The 18538-nt window shown below is 64.8% G+C and carries 15 protein-coding genes; 10 read left to right on the top strand and 5 right to left on the bottom strand.

What is annotated here, in order from left to right:
- Positions 1-24: 24 nt before the first annotated feature.
- Complete coding sequence (locus Q0030_RS09085; protein ID WP_298365762.1) at positions 25-837, bottom strand: uracil-DNA glycosylase; 813 nt, start codon at positions 835-837, stop codon at positions 25-27.
- A gap of 193 nt (positions 838-1030) precedes the next feature.
- Between Q0030_RS09085 and Q0030_RS09080 the strand changes: the two genes are divergently transcribed.
- The 6 genes from Q0030_RS09080 (at position 1031) to Q0030_RS09055 (ending at position 10028) form a co-directional block, all read left to right on the top strand.
- Positions 1031-2689: an electron transfer flavoprotein-ubiquinone oxidoreductase gene (locus tag Q0030_RS09080; RefSeq protein WP_298365596.1), complete on the top strand. Its 1659-nt coding sequence runs from the start codon at positions 1031-1033 to the stop codon at positions 2687-2689.
- A 554-nt stretch (positions 2690-3243) separates the two neighbouring features.
- On the top strand, positions 3244-5031 hold the full coding sequence (locus Q0030_RS09075; RefSeq protein WP_298365594.1) for a tetratricopeptide repeat protein: 1788 nt from the start codon (positions 3244-3246) through the stop codon (positions 5029-5031).
- 219 nt (positions 5032-5250) lie between these two features.
- Positions 5251-6138 carry a 4-(cytidine 5'-diphospho)-2-C-methyl-D-erythritol kinase gene (locus Q0030_RS09070; RefSeq protein WP_298365591.1) on the top strand — a complete coding sequence of 296 codons (888 nt, stop codon included), beginning with the start codon at positions 5251-5253 and terminating at the stop codon, positions 6136-6138.
- Between the two features lie 549 nt (positions 6139-6687).
- The gene (locus tag Q0030_RS09065) at positions 6688-7614 is read left to right on the top strand and encodes an SMP-30/gluconolactonase/LRE family protein (protein ID WP_298365588.1); all 927 of its coding nucleotides are present in this window, start codon (positions 6688-6690) and stop codon (positions 7612-7614) included.
- 148 nt (positions 7615-7762) lie between these two features.
- Positions 7763-8356 (top strand): GNAT family protein, encoded by a 594-nt coding sequence (locus tag Q0030_RS09060; RefSeq protein WP_298365586.1) that lies wholly within the window; start codon positions 7763-7765, stop codon positions 8354-8356.
- A gap of 28 nt (positions 8357-8384) precedes the next feature.
- Complete coding sequence (locus Q0030_RS09055) at positions 8385-10028, top strand: GMC family oxidoreductase N-terminal domain-containing protein (protein WP_298365584.1); 1644 nt, start codon at positions 8385-8387, stop codon at positions 10026-10028.
- Between the two features lie 284 nt (positions 10029-10312).
- Here the strand turns inward: Q0030_RS09055 and Q0030_RS09050 are convergent, their stop codons facing one another.
- From Q0030_RS09050 to Q0030_RS09040, 3 genes are all read right to left on the bottom strand, one after another.
- Positions 10313-11815 carry an NAD(P)/FAD-dependent oxidoreductase gene (locus Q0030_RS09050; protein WP_298365582.1) on the bottom strand — a complete coding sequence of 501 codons (1503 nt, stop codon included), beginning with the start codon at positions 11813-11815 and terminating at the stop codon, positions 10313-10315.
- Positions 11816-11887: 72 nt separating this feature from the next.
- Entirely contained in the window at positions 11888-12730 is an 843-nt protein-coding gene (locus Q0030_RS09045) for a MoxR family ATPase (RefSeq protein ID WP_021076064.1), read from the bottom strand.
- Positions 12731-12835: 105 nt separating this feature from the next.
- Positions 12836-13081 (bottom strand): GlsB/YeaQ/YmgE family stress response membrane protein, encoded by a 246-nt coding sequence (locus Q0030_RS09040; protein ID WP_092124584.1) that lies wholly within the window; start codon positions 13079-13081, stop codon positions 12836-12838.
- A gap of 285 nt (positions 13082-13366) precedes the next feature.
- Here Q0030_RS09040 and Q0030_RS09035 point away from each other — a divergent pair, with 285 nt between their 5' ends.
- The 3 genes from Q0030_RS09035 to sseA all read left to right on the top strand — a co-directional run bounded on the left by Q0030_RS09035 (position 13367) and on the right by sseA (position 16114).
- Positions 13367-14542, top strand: a complete 1176-nt coding sequence (locus Q0030_RS09035) for a VWA domain-containing protein (RefSeq protein WP_050632069.1) — start codon at positions 13367-13369, stop codon at positions 14540-14542.
- Between the two features lie 133 nt (positions 14543-14675).
- The gene (locus tag Q0030_RS09030) at positions 14676-15089 is read left to right on the top strand and encodes a rhodanese-like domain-containing protein (protein WP_016847778.1); all 414 of its coding nucleotides are present in this window, start codon (positions 14676-14678) and stop codon (positions 15087-15089) included.
- Positions 15090-15256: 167 nt separating this feature from the next.
- Positions 15257-16114 carry a 3-mercaptopyruvate sulfurtransferase gene (gene sseA / locus Q0030_RS09025; RefSeq protein WP_298365576.1) on the top strand — a complete coding sequence of 286 codons (858 nt, stop codon included), beginning with the start codon at positions 15257-15259 and terminating at the stop codon, positions 16112-16114.
- A gap of 10 nt (positions 16115-16124) precedes the next feature.
- Here sseA and Q0030_RS09020 read toward each other — a convergent pair whose 3' ends face one another.
- Positions 16125-16958 carry a hypothetical protein gene (locus Q0030_RS09020; RefSeq protein ID WP_298365574.1) on the bottom strand — a complete coding sequence of 278 codons (834 nt, stop codon included), beginning with the start codon at positions 16956-16958 and terminating at the stop codon, positions 16125-16127.
- A 331-nt stretch (positions 16959-17289) separates the two neighbouring features.
- On the opposite strand from Q0030_RS09020, the gene Q0030_RS09015 reads away from it, so the two are divergent.
- Positions 17290-18534 carry a L,D-transpeptidase gene (locus Q0030_RS09015; RefSeq protein WP_298365572.1) on the top strand — a complete coding sequence of 415 codons (1245 nt, stop codon included), beginning with the start codon at positions 17290-17292 and terminating at the stop codon, positions 18532-18534.
- Positions 18535-18538 lie beyond the last annotated feature (4 nt).

Raw genomic sequence — 18538 nt, 5'->3', positions numbered from 1 at the left:
CCATCCTACGAAGCAAGCACCATCCTACGAAGCAAGCACCTTCGCGATCGCGCGCAAATCCTGCCACGACAATCTCTTGTAGGACGGCGAGCGCAACAGGTAGGCCGGATGGAAGGTGGCGACGGCGCGGATCGTGCGCGTGCCGGTGTCGTAGTCGATCCATTTGCCGCGGGTGCGCATGATGCCCTCGCGCGTGCCGAGCAGCGCCTGCGTCGAGGGATTGCCGAGCGTCACCAGCACGTCGGGATTCACCAGCTCGATATGGCGCTGGATGAAGGGCAGGCACACCTGGGTCTCCTGCGGCGTCGGCGTACGGTTGCCCGGCGGCCGCCACGGGATGACGTTGGCGATATAGGCCTTGCTGCGATCGAGCCCGATCGCCGCGATCATGCGGTCGAGCAGCTTGCCGGAGCGGCCGACGAACGGCAGCCCCTCGATGTCCTCGTCGCGGCCCGGCGCCTCGCCGACGAACATCACGCGCGCCTGTGGATTGCCATCGGCGAACACCAGCCGGGTCGCGGTGTGCTTCAGCGCGCAGCCGTCGAACGTCTCCATCAGTCCACGCAGCGCCTCGAGCGTCGGCGCGGTGCGTGCGGCCTCGCGCGCGGAGGCGATTGCGGCGTCCGGCGCGATGGTGATTTCGCTGCGCGGAACGGCGGCCATCGGCGGCGGGCGCAGCGGATTGAGTGCAACTGCTGGACGCGGCGCGGCGGGGGCGGGAACTGGCTCGGGCTCTTCCAGCCGGTTGATCGGCTCGTCGCCAAGCGCGCAATCGACCCCGGCCTCGAGGTAAAAGGCCAGCAATTGCTGCAGTGTAGGGGTGGGCTCGGGCGTCAGGGCCATGATCGGCGCAATCTAGAGCATGGCGGAGAAAAGTGGAGGCTCGATTTCGGAAAAGATTATTCTCTCAAGGTATCCGGGCCGTGCAAAGCCGTGGAAGCGCAATTCCATGGTTGTCCTTCCGCCAAAAATCGGAAACAACGACTTTTGAAAAGCTTAGAAGCGTTCTCAATGGGCTGAGACCAAGATCATGAGTGCTGAAGACCTTCCCCCGCGCGAGTCTATGGAATTCGACGTCGTCATCGTCGGCGCCGGCCCGTCGGGCCTGTCGGCCGCGATCCGGCTGAAGCAGCTCAATCCCGAGCTCTCGATCGTCGTGGTGGAGAAGGGCTCCGAGGTCGGCGCGCACATCCTGTCGGGTGCGGTGATCGATCCGGTCGGGCTCGACAAGCTCGTTCCGGACTGGCGCGAGGACGCCGACTGTCCGCTGAAGACCCAGGTCAAGGAAGATCGGTTCTACTGGACCACGTCGCAAGGCTGGTTCCGCATTCCGAACTTCATCATGCCGCCGTTGATGCACAATCATCACAACTACATCGGCTCGCTCGGCAATGTTTGCCGCTGGCTGGCGCCGAAGGCGGAAGCGCTCGGTGTCGAGATCTATCCGGGCTTTGCCGCCGCCGAAGTGCTCTATGACGACAAGGGCGCGGTGCGCGGCATCGCGACCGGCGACATGGGCATCGCCAGGGACGGCAGCCACAAGGATTCCTACACCCGCGGCATGGAGCTGCTCGGCAAGTACACGCTGTTCGCCGAGGGCGCGCGCGGCTCGCTCACCAAGCAGCTGATCGCGAATTACAAGCTCGACGCCAACTCCGAGCCGCCGAAATTCGGCATCGGGCTCAAGGAAGTCTGGCAGATCGATCCGGCCAAGCACCGCAAGGGACGGGTCCAGCATACGCTGGGATGGCCGCTGAACGACAAGACCGGCGGCGGCTCGTTCCTCTATCACTACGACGACAACCGCGTCGCGGTCGGCTTCGTCGTGCATCTGAACTACACCGACCCGTATCTGTCGCCGTTCGACGAATTCCAGCGGATGAAGACGCATCCCGATATCCGCGAGCTGTTCGAAGGCGGCAAGCGGCTTGCCTATGGCGCGCGCGCCATCACCGAAGGCGGCTACCAGTCGGTGCCGCGGCTCTCCTTCCCGGGCGGCGCGCTGATTGGCTGCGCCGCCGGCTTCGTCAACGTGCCGCGCATCAAGGGCGTCCACAATGCGATGGGCTCCGGCATGCTCGCCGCCGAGCACGTCGCGGCCGCGCTCGGCGCCGGCCGCGCCAATGACGAGCTCGTCGAGTACGAGAATGCCTGGCGCTCGTCGGCGATCGGCAAGGACCTGTTCAAGGTCCGTAACGCCAAGCCGTTGCTGTCGAAGTTCGGCAACCTGCTCGGAATGGCGCTCTCCGGCTTCGACATGTGGTGCAACACGCTCGGTTTCTCGCTGTTCGGCACCCAGTCGCACGCCAAGCCGGACCGCAAGACGCTCGATCCGTCGAAGCAGCACCAGCCGATCGCCTATCCGAAGCCCGACGGCAAGATCTCGTTCGACAAGCTGTCGTCGGTGTTCCTGTCCAACACCAACCACGAGGAGGACCAGCCGGTCCATCTCAAGGTCGCCGACATGAACCTGCAGAAGACCTCCGAGCACGACGTGTTCGCCGGTCCCTCGAACCGCTATTGCCCGGCCGGCGTCTATGAGTGGGTCGAGGAGTCCTCAGGTCCGCGCTTCCAGATCAACGCCCAGAACTGTGTCCATTGCAAAACCTGCGACGTGAAGGACCCCAACGGTAACATCACGTGGGTTCCTCCGGAGGGTGGCGGCGGTCCGAACTACGAGGCGATGTAAGGCCAAAGTGCGGCTGACGCGGCCGACCACATTTGCGTGAGGTGGATGGCGTCTGCGCCGCAACCTGCGCTGTGCCTCTCCCCCTCGTGGGAGCGGCCGGACTGCATCGAAAGATGCAATCCGGGTGAGGGGTACCGGTCCATCGAGGGACTTCGATCGACGGATAGATCTGGACCCCTCACCCGGAATTCAAGCTTCCGCTTGAATTCCGACCTCTCCCACAAGGGGAGCGGTGGAACTGGCTGCGTGGCGAGCCCCCGAGGCGCTTTTTGCTTCCGCACGCGAATATGCCGGGCCCGGTCACGATACCGCCATAGTGGGAGGGTCTTGCGGTGGGCTGGCTGGATCGGCAGGCCTAACGGCCTAATCTGCCAATTGATTCGGCATGGGTTACCTTTGGGCGATCCTTGCGGATAAACGCCAAAAGCGGCATTGTCGCTCGCCGGGATGCCGCCGCTTGGGTTCGCATTTTGAGACTGATCGCAGGATCTTGTCGCGAAGATCTTGGCCGTAAATCCTTCGTGGCCTTAAACCCCTGGAGCAAGGCGACCGTGATGCTGTCCACCCGTTTCAACCGCCTGACGATTGCCGTTCTTGCTGCCGCGGCGCTTGCCGTGCCTGCGCAGCTGTCGGCACAGACGCCCGACCATCCGACCGACAATACCGCGCAATTCCCGTCCAAGACGGACCTGAAGTCGCTGACCACGGCCGGCAGCTATCTGGCCGCCCGCCACGCCAGTGTCGAGCGCGATGCGGCCTCAGCTGCTGCGTTCTACCGCTCGGCGCTGCGCACCGATCCGAAGAATTCCGAGCTGCTCGACCGCGCCTTCATCTCCTCGCTCGCCGACGGCGACATCGACGAGGCGGTGAAGCTCGCCGACCGCATCCTGATCCAGGACAAGGCCAACCGCGTCGCCCGCCTTGTCGTCGGCGTGCGCGACCTCAAGCTGAAGAAATACGCCGCCGCGCAGTCCAACATCAACCAGTCGGTGCGCGGCCCGATCACCGATCTGGTGGCGACGCTGCTGTCGGCCTGGGCGGCCTATGGCGCCGGCGACAGCAAGGGCGCGGTCGCCTCGATCGACAAGCTGACCGGCCCCGAGTGGTATCCGATCTTCAAGGATCTGCACGCTGGCATGATCTACGAGCTGTCCGGTAAGGAGAAGGATGCCGGCGCCCGCTTCGAGAAAGTCTACAAGCTCGACGATTCGATGCTGCGCACGGTCGACGAATATGCGCGCTGGACCTCGCGCAACAAGGATGCCGCCGCCGCGACCGCGATGTACGAGGCGTTCGACAAGAAGCTGCCGCGTCATCCGCTGGTGCTGGAAGGCATCAAGGAGACCAAGGCCGGCAAGAAGCTGCCGCCGCTGATCGATTCACCGCAGGCCGGCGCCGCCGAGGCGCTGTACGGCATCGGCGCGACGCTGACCCGCCGCGGCGGCGAGGACCTCGCGCTGGTCTATCTGCAGCTCGCGCTCTATCTGCAGCCGAACCATCCGCTGGCGCTGCTGTCGCTCGCCGACCTCTATGAATCGGTGAAGAAGCCGCAGATGGCGATCAAGGTCTATGAGCGGATGCCGGCGTCCTCGCCGCTGAAGCGCAACGCGCAGATCCAGCTCGCGACCAATCTCGACGCCGCCGACCGCAGCGACGAGGCGATCAAGATTCTCAAGGAAGTCACCGCCGATCAGCCGAAGGATATCGAGGCGATCCTGGCGCTCGGCAATATCGAGCGTGGCCGCAAGAAGTTCGCCGACTGCGCCACCACCTATTCGCAGGCGATCGACGCGCTGCCGGCGGCCGGCGGCGACAAGAACGCCTGGGTCACCTACTACTACCGCGGCATCTGCGAGGAGCGCTCCAAGCAGTGGAACAAGGCCGAGGCCGACATGCGCAAGGCGCTCGAGCTGCAGCCCGAGCAGCCGCATGTGCTGAACTATCTCGGCTATTCCTGGATCGACCAGGGCATCAACCTCGACGAAGGCATGAAGATGATCAAGCGTGCCGTCGATCAGCGTCCTGACGACGGCTACATCGTCGATTCCCTCGGCTGGGCCTATTACCGGATCGGCAATTACGACGAGGCGGTGAAGAACCTCGAGCGCGCGATCGACCTGAAGCCGGAAGATCCGACCATCAACGACCATCTCGGCGACGCCTACTGGCGCGTCGGCCGCACGCTGGAAGCCAAGTTCCAGTGGGCGCATGCCCGCGACCTCAAGCCCGAGCCGGAAGAGCTGCCGAAGATCCAGGCCAAGATCGACAACGGCCTGCCGGACGACACCTCGAACGCCGCCTCCGCCGACAAGAAGAAGGACGACGACGGCAAGGGCGGCTGATCGGCCGTCCGCGCGCTGACTTTCCGGAAAATACCGTGATGCCCGGGCCTCGTCCCGGGCATCGACGTTTCTGGCCTGAACTCGCAGATGGCCGGACCATGACGGTTTGCCCGCGCCCAGCGCATGCCAAGGGCGGAATTTCCGTGCAAACAAAGGGATAGGATCGTGCGGCGATTTACGCTAATCGCAACACATGTTTGTTTTTAGGGGTTTATCGCCGTGCCGGCGCTGATTGAAGAAGGGCGTGCCAAGGTCAACCTGACGCTGAAGGTTGTCGGGCGGCGCGTCGATGGGTTTCACGACCTGGAGAGCGTCGTCGCGTTTGCCGATTGCGCCGATCGTCTCACGCTCGAGCCGGGTCCCGAGCTGTCGCTCTCGATGCTGGGGCCGCTGGCCGATGCCTGCGGCGATACCTCGGACAATCTGGTGCTCAAGGCCGCGCGCCTGCTCGGCGAGCGCGTCGCGGACCTCGAGGTCGGCCACTTCACGCTGGAGAAGGTGCTGCCCGTTGCGGCCGGCATCGGCGGCGGCTCGGCGGATGCCGCGGCCGCGCTGCGGCTGTTGGCGCGGCTCAACGAACTTTCGCTCGACGACAGCAGGATCATGGAGGTCGCGCTGCAGACCGGCGCCGACGTGCCGGTGTGCGTCGCCTCCCGCGCCTGCGACATGACCGGCGTCGGCGAGGGCCTGCTGCCGCTCGACCTGCCGACAATGCCCTGCGTGCTGGTCAATCCGCGCGTGCCGGTTGCGACCAAGGATGTCTTCAATGCGCTCGGCCTGCGCCATGGCGAGCTTTTGATCGGCGCCACCGATGTCGTGATGCAGGCGTCGTCCTGGCCGGACGCCGGCCGCGTGGTCGACGATTGGATCACAGCGCTTTCGCGCGGCACCAACGATCTCGAAGCCCCTGCCGCGCGCATCGAGCCGGTCATCAGCGACGTCTTGTCCGCGCTCCGTGAGACCAGGGACGTTCGCCTGGTGCGCATGTCCGGCTCGGGCGCGACCTGCTTCGCGGTGTTCGGAACCGATACCGACGCCCAGGCCGCCGGCGAGAAGCTCCGTGCCGAGCATCCCGGCTGGTGGGTGCATGCGGGCGCGCTGAGCTAGCGCGTCGTCCCACAGCTTCCATCGTCATTCCGGGGCTCGCGAAGCGAGAGCCCGGAATCCATCGAGCCGCACCATTCGTGGATGAATGGATTCCGGGCTCGTGCTTCGTACGCCCTCAGGTGCGCATTGCGCACCGGGGAATGACGAAAGCGGGATGCGACAAAACAACCCGACGGGCAACTTGGCAAAACCTGTCAATTCTCGTGCGTGAAGCAAAGCTCGGACAGTCTTGTGGCGAGAGCGCGGAAGTTTGAGTCACTCACCGTGCCACCTATTCGGTGTCGTCCTGCCCATAACCACAGGCCGTCATTGTTAAGCGAATCCCGAACGACGAGTCCCATTCACAACATCCGCTGCGGAGCATGGGTCCCTGCTTTCGCAGGGACGACAGGTGCATTTGCGGCATCATCCCACCTCAACGCCGGGCAGCGTTGCGCCGCTGATTGCTTGGCAAGCCAAACCCCGTTTGCCATAACAGGATGAAACAACAACGTTGCGCGTGCGGGACCGTTCGGAATTCGCCTGCAGCCAATGAGCCGGGAGGATGCCATGGCCAATATCCGAGTTCTCGCCACCGATCTGGAATTTCCCGAAGGTCCCGTCGTGATGCCCGACGGTTCGGTCGTGCTGGTCGAAATCCGCGGCCAGCGGCTGACCCGGGTGTATCCCGACGGGCGCAAGGAGATCGTCGCCAAGGTGCCGGGCGGGCCGAACGGCGCGGCGCTCGGCCCCGACGGCAAGATGTACGTCTGCAACAATGGCGGCTTTTCCTGGATCCCGACCCGCAACATGATCATGCCGGGACCGCAGCCGGAGGATTATCTCGGCGGCTCGATCCAGCGCGTCGATCTGCAATCCGGCAAGGTCGAGACCGTGGCGACGAAGTGCGGCGAGCATGAGCTGCGCGGGCCAAACGATCTGGTGTTCGACAGGCAGGGCGGCCTGTGGTTCTCCGATCTCGGCAAGCGCCGCGCCCGCGAGATGGATGTCGGCGCGTTCTACTATCTGAAGCCCGGTATGAACGAGATCGTCGAGGCCGTGCACGGCATCCTGCCCGCCAACGGCATCGGCCTGTCGCCGGACGAGAAGACCGTCTACATCGCGGAGACGCCGACGGCGCGGCTGTGGGCCTATGAGGTGTCCGAGCCCGGCACCATCAAGCCGCGCGACGTGATCTATCGCGGCGAGCGCGGCAAACCGATCGCGGGCCTCGGCGGCTACCAGATGTTCGACTCGCTCGCGGTCGAAGCGTCAGGCAATGTCTGCGTCGCGACGCTGATCTCGGGCTGCATATCGGTGATCGCGCCCGACGGCAGCGTGGTCGAGCAGGTGCCGACCGGCGACCGCGTCACCACCAACATCGCTTTCGGCGGCCCGGATCTGAAGACTGCCTACATCACGCTGTCGGGCAAGGGCGAACTGATCGCGATGGACTGGTCGCGGCCGGGATTGCCGCTGAACTTTCTGAATAAATGATGCACTCGCCGTCATTGCGAGGAGCCCGCAATTTTGCGCCGAAGCGACGAAGCAATCCATCCCTCCACATGTGCGGATAGATGGATTGCTTCGCTTCGCTCGCAATGACGATTAGAGTGAGACCCGCTTCTACGTAGAGGATATTCGAATGCCCTGGCTTGAACCGGTCACCCTTCGCGGCGCGCATGCGCGGCTCGAACCACTTTCGCACGATCATCGCGACGGTCTCGTCGAGGCGGTGAAAGACGGTGGTCTGTCGAACCTCTGGTACACCGCCATTCCGCAGCCGGAGAACATGGCCAAGGAGATCGACCGCCGGCTCGGCCTGCAAACCGCCGGATCGATGCTGCCGTTCACGGTGTTCGATGCCGATGGCCGGATCTCGGGCATGACGACCTACATGAATGTCGACACGCCGAACCGCCGCGTCGAGATCGGCTCGACCTGGTACGCCAAGCGTGTGCAGCGCAGCGCGGTCAACACGCAGTGCAAACTGCTGCTGCTGCAGCATGCCTTCGAGAAGCTCGACTGCATCGCGGTCGAGTTCCGCACGCATTTCTTCAATCACCAGAGCCGGCGCGGTATCGAGCGCCTGGGTGCCAAGCAGGACGGCATACTGCGCAGCCATCAGATCGCGCCCAACGGCACGTTGCGCGACACCGTGGTTTACAGCATCATCGCCAGCGAATGGCCGACGGTGAAGGCGCATCTCAACTATCAACTCAACGAAAAGCCGCGCTGACACCTTGGTCGGCGCCAGAAGCGAGACGATGGAAACGTTCGATTATGTGATCATCGGCGCAGGCTCCGCCGGGAGCGTGCTGACCAACCGATTGAGTGAAGACGCTGCGGTCAGGGTGTGCGTGCTCGAGGCGGGGCCGAGCGACTGGCATCCCTACATCCATCTGCCGGCCGGCTTCATCAAGACCTTCCATATGAAGAGCGTGAACTGGGCCTACCAGCAGGAGGTGGGTCCCTACACCGGCGGGCGCAGCATCTACGCGCCGCGCGGCAAGACGCTCGGCGGCTCGTCCTCGATCAACGGCCACATCTACAATCGCGGCCAGCGCCAGGACTTCGACACCTGGGCGCAGCTCGGCAATCGCGGCTGGGGCTATCCCGACGTGCTGCCGTACTTCCGGCGCATGGAGAGAAGGATCGGTGAGGGCGACGACACCTATCGCGGCCGCGACGGCAATCTCACCGTTACCACGATGGACTGGCAGGATCCGCTCTGCGAGGCCTTCATGGCGGGTGCGGTCAGCCTCGGCATTCCGCGCAATCCCGATTACAACGGCCAGATCCAGGAGGGTGTGTCGTACTGCCAGCGCACCATCCTGAACGGCCTCCGGGTCAGCGCCGCGACCGCGTTCCTGCATCCGGCGCGGAAGCGGCCGAATGTCGACGTACGCACGCATGCCCACGTCACCGGCATCATCTTCGAGGGCAAGCGCGCCGTCGGCGTGCGCTACAACCGCGGCGGCAAGCACGGCGATCCGCTCGAGATCCGCGCCACCAAGGAGGTCATCCTCTCCGGCGGCGCCTACAACTCACCGCAGCTGTTGCAGCTCTCCGGCGTCGGTTCGCCCGATCTGTTGCAGTCGCATGGCATCGAGGTGCGCCACGCGCTGCCGGGTGTCGGTGAAGGCCTGCAGGATCATTACGCGCCGCGTTCGGTGGCGCGGGTCAAGAATATCCGGACCATCAACGAGCTGCGCCGCGGCTTCAGCCTGTGGGGCGAGGCGATCAAATGGGCGACGACGCGGCGCGGGCTGCTGTCGCTGTCGCCGACCATGGTCTACTGCTTCTGGCATTCCGGCGAGACCACCGAAAGCTCCGATTTGCAGCTCACCTTCACGCCGGCGAGCTACAAGGAAGGCGTGCAGGGCCAGCTCGAGGACGAGCCCGGCATGACGGTCGCCTCATGGCAGCAGCGGCCGGAGAGCCGCGGCTATGTCCGCATCCGCTCTGCCGATCCGTTCGCGCCGCCGATCATCCAGACCAACTATCTCGCCGAGGAGATCGACCGCCGCGTCGTCGTCGCCGGCATGAAGCTGGCGCGCCGGCTGCTCGCCTCCGAGCCGCTCAAGCCCTATTTCGCCTATGAGGATTTTCCGGGTCCGAAGGTCACTAGCGACGAGGAGCTGCTCGCGGCCGCAACCCAGCGCGGCACCACCACTTTCCATCCCGGCTGCACCTGCCGGATGGGTCCGGCCGACGCGCCCTGGGCCGTGGTCGACGACCAGCTTCGGGTCCATGGCATGGAGGGCCTGCGCGTGATCGATGCCTCGATCATGCCGCGGATGATCTCAGCCAATCTCAACGCCTCGACCTTGATGATCGCCGACAAGGCCTCCGATATGATCCGCGGCAAGCAGCCCGAGGCCGCCGCGAAGCTGCCGGAGTATGCGTGAGGCGCCTCCGTCATTGCGAGCGGAGCGAAGCAATCCATCTCTCCGCACCTGCGGATGCATGGATTGCTTCGTCGCTTCGCTCCTCGCAATGACGGCAGAGGTGCGCCGATGCTGCTTGATCAGCGCGCTGTGTCTAACACCGTCATGCTGAGGAGGCCGCGAAGCGGCCGTCTCGAAGTGCGACGGCCCGACTGGGGCCGTGCATCCTTCGACACGCGCTACGCGCTCCTCCAGCGACAAAGGCAAAGCCTTTGCGCGGGGATGACGGGACTGCTATCAAGAGCTCAGCCGTAGACGAACGCCTTGTCCTCGAGGTCGATCGCCGGGAATTCGTCCTTCTCGGCCCAGTAGTCCTGGTTGTGCTGCCACTCCGGCTTGTCGCCGCGCTTCGGCAGCAGGTGCATGCCGCGCATCATGTAGCCGGGGTTGAAGTTCTCCGGATCGATCCAAGGCAGCAGCGGCATGTTGTGGTCTTCGGGCCGCAGCGCCGGGGTCACCTTGTTCACGCCGGTCGCCTTCATGTGCTTGAGCATGCGGCAGACGAAGTCGCCGACCAGGTCGACGCGCAAGGTCCAGCTGGCGCGGAAATAGCCGAACACCCAGACGAGGTTCGGCACGCCGGTGAACATCATGCCGCGATAGGTCACGGTGTCCTTGAAGTCGAGCGGCTTGCCGTCGATTGCGAAGTCGATGCCGCCATTGGCGGAGAGGTGGAAGCCGGTCGCAGTGATGATGATGTCGGCCTCGAGCTCCTTGCCGGACTTGAGCAGGATGCCCTTCTCGGTGAAGCGGTCGATTTCGTCGGTGACGACGGAGGCCTTGCCGCCCTTGATGGCGTGGAACAGGTCGGCATCCGGAATGAAGGCGATGCGCTGCCGCCACGGTCGGTAGCGCGGCGTGAAGTGGGTGGCGATGTCGTAGTCCTTGCCGAGGACAGCCTCGACCGCCGACAGCAGGTCCTTCTTGGCGCCCTCGGGCTCGGCAAAGGTCCGCCTGGTGAAGGCGTCCTGCTCGAACAGGATCTTGCGGCGGGTGATCTCGTGGATCCAGGCCTCGTCGACCTGCAGCCTGCGCAGCTCCTCGGCGATCTCGATCGCGTTGCGGCCGGTGCGGAAATAGGTCGGCGAACGCTGCAGCATGGTGACATGGCCGGCGTCATTGGCCATCGCCGGGATCAGGGTCGCAGCCGTTGCGCCGGAGCCGATCACGACCACGCGCTTGCCCTTGTAGTCGAGGTCGTCGGGCCAGGTCTGCGGATGCACGACCGTGCCCTTGAACTTCGCCATGTCGGTCCATTCGGGGGTATAGCCCGCGTCATGGCGGTAGTAGCCTTGGCACATCCAGAAGAAGTTGGTGGTGAAGCGCAGCTGCTCGCCGGTGTCGACGCGGACAGCATCGATGGTCCAGAGATTGGTCTCGTTCGACCACTCCGCCGCGGTGATGGTGTGGCGATAGCGGATGTGGCGGGCGAGATCGTTCTCGTCGATCACCTCGCCCATGTATTTCAGGATCTCGGCCGCGCTCGCGATCGGCGCGCTGGTCCACGGCTTGAAGCGATAGCCGAAGGTGTGCAGGTCGCTGTCGGAGCGGATGCCGGGATAGCGGTGCGTCGACCAGGTGCCGCCGAAGGTCTTCTGCGTCTCCAGCACCACGAAGCTGGTGCCGGGGCATTGCGTGGTGAGGTGATAGGCGGCGCCGACGCCGGAGATGCCGGCGCCCGCGATCAGGACGTCGAAGTGCTCTGTCGTGACGGGCTCGGCGGCGCGGATTTGGGTCTGGACGTTCATCTTCCCTGGTCTTCTTTTTGGTTGGAGCGGTTCAGCAAAACGCCGGAGCGGATGCCCCGGCGTTTGCGCGAACTAGACTTCGCGGCGGCTGAGGAACGCCAGCCGCTCGAACAGGTGCACGTCCTGCTCGTTCTTGAGCAGCGCGCCATGCAGCGGCGGGATCAGCTTGCGCGGATCGCGCTCCCTGAGCATCTCGGGCGTGATGTCCTCGTTCAAGAGCAGCTTGAGCCAGTCGAGCAGCTCCGAAGTCGAGGGCTTCTTCTTCAGGCCCGGCACCTCGCGGACCTCGAAGAAGATCCGCAGCGCCTCTTCCACCAGGCGCTTCTTGATGCCGGGGAAGTGCACGTCGACGATCTGGCTCATCGTATCGGCGTCGGGGAACTTGATGTAGTGGAAGAAGCAGCGGCGCAGGAACGCGTCTGGCAGTTCCTTCTCGTTGTTCGACGTGATCATCACGATCGGGCGCAGCTTCGCCTTGATGGTCTCGCCGGTCTCGTAGACGTGGAACTCCATGCGGTCGAGTTCGAGCAAGAGGTCGTTGGGGAATTCGATGTCGGCCTTGTCGATCTCGTCGATCAGCAGCACCGGGCGCTTCTCGTGGGTGAAGGCCTCCCACAGCTTGCCGCGCTTGATGTAGTTCTTGATGTCGGACACGCGCGCGTCGCCGAGCTGGCTGTCGCGCAGGCGCGACACCGCGTCGTATTCGTAGAGGCCCTGCTGCGCCTTGGTGGTCGACTTGATGTGCCAGGTCAAAAGCGGCGCGTCGATCGCCTTGGCGACTTCCTCGGCCAGCACGGTCTTGCCGGTGCCGGGCTCGCCCTTCACCAGCAGCGGGCGCTCGAGCACGATGGCGGCATTGACGGCGACCTTGAGGTCATCGGTGGCGACGTAGTCCTTGGTACCCGTGAATTTCATCTATCTGGTTGCCTTGTTTCGTTCGTTGGCCGCATGGGTCTCACCTTGGGCCTCAACATGAAACGACCGCTCTCGCAGCGGCCGTTGGAGATGCAAGTTTTTCGATCACGCTCGTCTGATCATCGATACGATCACCAGCACGATGCAAGCGCCGATCGTCGCGTTGAGGATGTCGCGGATCGCGCTGCCGCCGAGGCCGACGCCGAGGCGAGGCAGCAGCCAGCTTGCCACCAGCGCGCCGATGATGCCGACGACCATGTTGCCGATCAGCCCGAAGCCCGCGCCGCGCACGATCAGCCCAGCGAGCCAGCCGGCAATCGCACCGATCACCAGTGCCGCAATGATGCCCATTCAAACGTCCTGCCCAATGTCTTGTCAGGCGCAATTGTAATTGAAAAAGCCGGGCGGTCTAGGGCGGATTCCGCAGCGCAGCGGTACCCTGAACGGCGCGGCACGCATGGAATGTCGACCGTCATGTTTCCGCCGTGCGGAATGACCGCCGCACGGTTACGGGGCGGGGCGTCGTTGGGTGGACCCCGCAGGACATGGCGCAAGGGTCCAAATCAAGGCGGATCGCCGGTCTCGGCATGGCTCGGCCCCTTGACGCCACCGGTCCAGCGGGCGATCTAGGTGAGTATGTTCCTGCAGTTCTTCACATCGCTGCGCGACGCCCAGGTCCCCGTGACGCTACGGGAATATCTGACCTTGATGGAAGCGCTTGACGCCGATCTCGCCGAACAGACCGTCGAGAACTTCTACTATTTGTCGCGCGCCGCCCTGGTGAAGGACGAGCGAAATCTCGACAAGTTCGACCGGGTGTTCGGCACCGTGTTCAAGGGGCTCGAGAGCCTGCTTGATGCCATGGGCAAGGCGGAGATCCCCGAAGAGTGGCTGAAGAAGCTCGCCGAGAAATATCTCACCGAGGAAGAGAAGAAGCAGATCGAGGCCATGGGCTGGGACAAGCTCATGGAGACCTTGAAGAAGCGGCTCGAGGAACAGAAGGGCCGTCACCAGGGCGGCAGCAAGTGGATCGGCACCGCCGGCACCTCGCCGTTCGGCGCCCACGGCTATAATCCCGAGGGCGTGCGGATCGGGCAGGAGAAGAACCGCAACAACCGCGCCGTGAAGGTGTGGGACAAGCGCGAGTTCAAGGACCTCGACGGCAATGTCGAGCTCGGCATCCGCAACATCAAGGTCGCGCTGCGGCGGCTGCGCAAGTTCGCGCGCACCGGCGCCCCCGACGAGCTCGACCTCGACACCACGATCAAGGAGACCGCCAACCACGGCTATCTCGACGTGCACATGCGTCCCGAGCGGCGCAACGCGGTCAAGGTGCTGGTGTTCTTCGATATCGGCGGTTCGATGGATTCGCATATCGAGCAGGTCGAGGAACTGTTCTCGGCCGCCAAGAGCGAATTCAAGCACATGGAATATTTCTACTTCCACAACTGCCTCTATGAAGGCGTCTGGAAGCAGAACAAGCGGCGCTTCACCGATCGCACGCCGACCTGGGACGTGCTGCACAAGTATCCGCATGACTACAAGGTGGTGTTCGTCGGCGACGCCTCGATGTCGCCTTACGAGATCATGGTGCCCGGCGGCTCGGTCGAGCATGTCAACGAAGAGGCCGGCTCGGTCTGGCTCGACCGCATCACCCGCACCTATCCGCATGCGGTGTGGCTCAATCCGGTGGCGCAGAAGCACTGGGACTATTCGGAATCGACAACCATCATCCGCCGCCTGTTCTCCGAGCGCATGTATCCGATCACGATCGAGGGTCTGGAAAACGCGATGCGGGAGCTGGTGCGGTAACCAATCCTGTCATTCCGGACGGTCCGCAGGACCGATCCGGAATCTCGAGCTGATGAAATTCGATCGAGATTCCGGGTTCGATGCTGTCGCATCATCCCGGAATGGCGAACAACAAGAAGCCAGGGAGAGCCCCATGCCCCAGAACATCCACCGCGGCATCAAGGTGATGATCGACGAGGCCAATGCCGAGATCGAGACCATCAGCGCGGCCGATGCGATCACGCTGATCGGCAAGAACGACGTCGTCATCGTCGACATCCGCGATCCCCGCGAGATCGAGCGCGACGGCAAGATCCCCGGCGCATTCTCCTGCACCCGCGGCATGCTCGAGTTCTGGATCGATCCGAACAGCCCCTACGCCAAGCCGATCTTCCAGGAAGACAAGAAGTTCATCTTCCACTGCGCCGGCGGCCTGCGCTCGGCGCTCGCTGCCAAGACCGCGAAGGACATGGGCCTGAAGCCGGTCGCCCATATGGGCGGCGGCTTCGCCGCCTGGCGCGAGGCCGGCGGTCCGATCGAGGCGTGGGAGCCGAAGAAGAAGGGCTGAGCAAGATGTCACACGCGGGCTTGCCGCCTTCGCTAAGAAGCTTCGGCGGCCACTTCACCGAGAGCCCGGCGAAGCCTTTTGCGTAGCCGGGACCCGCGTGTCCATCGTTTCGAAGCAAGATGGATTGCCGGATCAAGTCCGGGAATGACGATGGAGAGACAGGTAAGATGACAACCACCGACGATCCGCTCGTTTCGACCGAATGGCTGGCTGCGCATCTCGGCGATGCCAACGTCAAGGTGCTCGACGCGACCTTCAAGCTGCCCGGCGTGCTGCCGCTGCCGAAGGACGACTATCTCGCGGCGCATCTGCCCGGTGCCGTGTTCTTCGACGTCGACGCAGTGTCCGATCACGCCAATCCGCTGCCACATATGTTTCCGAGCGCCGAGCAGTTCGGCCGCGACATTGGCGGGCTCGGAATCAGCAATGCCGACACCGTCGTGATCTATGACGCCGGCGGCTGGGTCGCGGCGCCGCGCGCCTGGTGGATGTTCCTGTCTTATGGCCATCGCAACGTGCGCATTCTCAACGGCGGCCTGAAGAAATGGCGCGCCGAGGGTAGGGCGGTCGAGAGCGGCGAGGTGCAGCCGAAGCCCGCGACCTTCAAGGCGAGCTACGATCCGAAGCGCGTGCGCAGCATCGAGCAGATGATCGCCAATGTCGAAAGTCGGGCCGAGCAGGTGATCGATGCGCGCGCTGCCGAGCGCTTCGAGGGCCGCGCGCCGGAGCCGCGGCCGGGCATTCGCGCGGGTCACATCCCGGGCGCCCGCAACGTGCCATACAACCAACTCTTCGATGCCGCGACCGGCGAGATGAAGCCGCTCGACGATCTGCGCAAGTCGTTCAGCGGTGCCGGCGTGAAGCTCGACGCGCCGATCGTCACGAGCTGCGGCTCCGGCGTTTCGGCCGGCGTGCTGACGCTTGCGCTCTACCGGCTCGGCGTCACCGACAGCGCGCTCTATGACGGCTCGTGGTCGGAATGGGGACAGGCGAGCGGCCCGCCGATCGCGACGGGACCCGCTTGAGAAATAACTTCTAGCGCCGGGTAAGCGGCACCAGGGTGGGGTTGCCGAACGGGTCTAGCTGAACGGCTTGCCGCACCGGTGGCGCGCGGACGATCCGCCGGCGCTCCTTGCGATGCACGGGCTTGCTGGTCGCGTTGCGCTGCTGCTTCTTCGCTTCAGTGGCCTTCGGCGCGGCCGGCGCTTCGACGACAACTTCGGGTCCACCCAGCGTTGCGATCCTGGTCGCGGCCGCGATGGCCTCGGGTGACGGCGGCGGAGTGGGCTCCGGCGCAGCCATCGCTGGTGCCGGTGCGGCGGGCGCGGGTTCGCTGAGTGTGGCAGGCGGATCGGCGACGGCTGCGACCTTGGCCTCGGTTGGCGCCGGTGTTGCCTCGGCTGCGGTTGGCGTCGGCTGCGCTATGGGCGAAGGATCCGCGGCCGGAGTCTGTGGAGCGACCTCAGCGGACTGCGCTGGTGCAGGCGTTTCGACCGGCTGGGCTTCCAGCTTCGGCGGTGCCGGCGGCGCGTCATCCGCCTTCACGGCGGCGACCTTCTCCGGCTCGGCAGGAGGCGAGGCTTCGGCGGGAGCGGCCGCCACGGATGCCGCTGGCTCGGACGGGGTCGAAGGCGCGGGGCTGTCGGCCACCGTCTTGTCCGTGGCTGATGGCTCGACCCGCACCATGGCGAGCACCGGCGGGACCTCGGGCTGCTGCGCAAACTGCGGCTCGGGCAGGGCCCGGCGGGCCGGAATACTGGCGAATTCCTCATGCGCCGCGCGAAACAGCGCGGCTGCCCCTAACCCGAACACCAGAAGCGACGTCGCCAGCACGATCGCGGCGAACAAGAATCGAAGGCCGGGGAGCATGGGCGCGGGTTCCCCCTTCTGCGGGAGGGTCTTTGATGTCGAGGGAACGCGGTGACCACACAAGAGAGCCGGCGTCGCGAACGCGAATCAGGCCGATTCGAAGATATCGCAACCCCCGGAGACTGTTTGTTACAAAATGCGGGTGATTGATGACTTTGGGCAGGTGGACAAACATTCCCGACCCATGAGACATCTTTGCCGCAGCGTTGACGGCAAATCACAAATGCCCGAAATGGCCCGGATTTCGCGGATTTGTCTTGAATGCGCCGCTATCTTCCTGCATTGGGCCGTTAACAGTCCGGTGTGGCTTGGGGACTATAACAGAGCAATGATGATCAACCGCATTCTGACGATTTGCGCTGCCGCGGCTCTCGGCGTGGCGGGAACTTCGCTTGCGCGTGCGCAGCAGGGGTATCCGGCTCCCCAGGGCCCGGCCTATTCGGCAGCGCCGCAGCCCTACTCGCAGGGCAACATGCCGGACTTCGACTCGCTCGACGATGAAGACGCGCCGCGCAATTCGGCTGCGCTGCCGCCGCCCGGCCCGGTGATGTCACCGGATGACCCGCGCTATGGCCGCCCGATGAATGCGCCGGTCTATTCCGATCGTGGTGCGCCGGCCGGTCCCGTGATGTCGCCGGACGATCCGCGCTACGGCCGTCCGATGAATTCCCAGCCGGTCTACTCCGACCGCGGTGCGCCGACCGGTCCAGTGGTGTCGCCCGATGATCCGCGCTATGGCCGGCCGATGGGGCCGCCGCCGGTGATCTATGGCGATCGTCCGGGTGCGCAGCAAGCGAATCGCGACAATGGCGTTCCGGCCGCCGGCGTGTCCTACGGCGACGACCGCGGCGGCATGCGTCCGCCCGAGGGCGTGACCGGAGCCGTGCCGCAGCAGCAGGCGCCGGTCGATGCCAACGGCAAGCCGGTGCAGATCGCGGCGCTGCCGCCGGACGAGCAGCCGGAAGACGGCACGGCGCAACTGGCTCCCAATCTGCGTCGCCAGGAAGTGGCGTTCGCGACCAAGGAGCCGGCCGGCACCATCGTCGTCGATACGCCGAACACCTACCTCTATTACATCCTGGGCAATGGCCGGGCGATTCGTTACGGCGTCCGCGTCGGCCGCGACGGCTTCACCTGGACCGGCGTGCAGAAGATCACCCGCAAGGCCGAGTGGCCGGATTGGCATCCGCCGACCGAGATGATCGAGCGTCAGCCCTATCTGCCGCGCTTCATGGCCGGCGGACCCGGCAACCCGCTCGGCGCCCGCGCGATGTATCTCGGCTCGACCGTGTACCGCATCCACGGCACCAACCAGCCGTCGACCATCGGCAAGTTCGTCTCGTCCGGCTGCATCGGCATGCTGAACGATGACGTCTCGGATCTGTTCGAACGCGCTAAGGTCGGCACCCGCGTGGTCGTGCTGCCAGGTGGTCCGCCGCCGGGAACGACGACGGCTTCCGCCGCGCCGCCGCCGAACCCGATGGCTCCCGCTCCGACGCAGGCCCAGGCCGCGCCGCTGCCCGGCACGCAGCCGACCTCGGTGCAGCCGCTGCCCGCGCCGGTCACGGTGCGCTAGGCCG

It is taken from the genome of uncultured Bradyrhizobium sp. (assembly GCF_947648125.1).
Lineage (GTDB): Bacteria > Pseudomonadota > Alphaproteobacteria > Rhizobiales > Xanthobacteraceae > Bradyrhizobium.
This window is presented reverse-complemented; position numbering and strand designations above follow the sequence as displayed.

Coding starts and splice junctions, on each gene's coding strand:
- Q0030_RS09080 (WP_298365596.1), top strand. CDS start 1,031: ATGAGTGCTGAAGACCTTCCCCCGCGCGAGTCTATGGAATTCGACGTC.
- Q0030_RS09075 (WP_298365594.1), top strand. CDS start 3,244: ATGCTGTCCACCCGTTTCAACCGCCTGACGATTGCCGTTCTTGCTGCC.
- Q0030_RS09065 (WP_298365588.1), top strand. CDS start 6,688: ATGGCCAATATCCGAGTTCTCGCCACCGATCTGGAATTTCCCGAAGGT.
- Q0030_RS09060 (WP_298365586.1), top strand. CDS start 7,763: ATGCCCTGGCTTGAACCGGTCACCCTTCGCGGCGCGCATGCGCGGCTC.
- Q0030_RS09055 (WP_298365584.1), top strand. CDS start 8,385: ATGGAAACGTTCGATTATGTGATCATCGGCGCAGGCTCCGCCGGGAGC.
- Q0030_RS09050 (WP_298365582.1), bottom strand. CDS start 11,815: ATGAACGTCCAGACCCAAATCCGCGCCGCCGAGCCCGTCACGACAGAG.
- Q0030_RS09045 (WP_021076064.1), bottom strand. CDS start 12,730: ATGAAATTCACGGGTACCAAGGACTACGTCGCCACCGATGACCTCAAG.
- Q0030_RS09040 (WP_092124584.1), bottom strand. CDS start 13,081: ATGGGCATCATTGCGGCACTGGTGATCGGTGCGATTGCCGGCTGGCTC.
- Q0030_RS09035 (WP_050632069.1), top strand. CDS start 13,367: ATGTTCCTGCAGTTCTTCACATCGCTGCGCGACGCCCAGGTCCCCGTG.
- Q0030_RS09030 (WP_016847778.1), top strand. CDS start 14,676: ATGCCCCAGAACATCCACCGCGGCATCAAGGTGATGATCGACGAGGCC.
- sseA (WP_298365576.1), top strand. CDS start 15,257: ATGACAACCACCGACGATCCGCTCGTTTCGACCGAATGGCTGGCTGCG.
- Q0030_RS09020 (WP_298365574.1), bottom strand. CDS start 16,958: ATGCTCCCCGGCCTTCGATTCTTGTTCGCCGCGATCGTGCTGGCGACG.
- Q0030_RS09015 (WP_298365572.1), top strand. CDS start 17,290: ATGATCAACCGCATTCTGACGATTTGCGCTGCCGCGGCTCTCGGCGTG.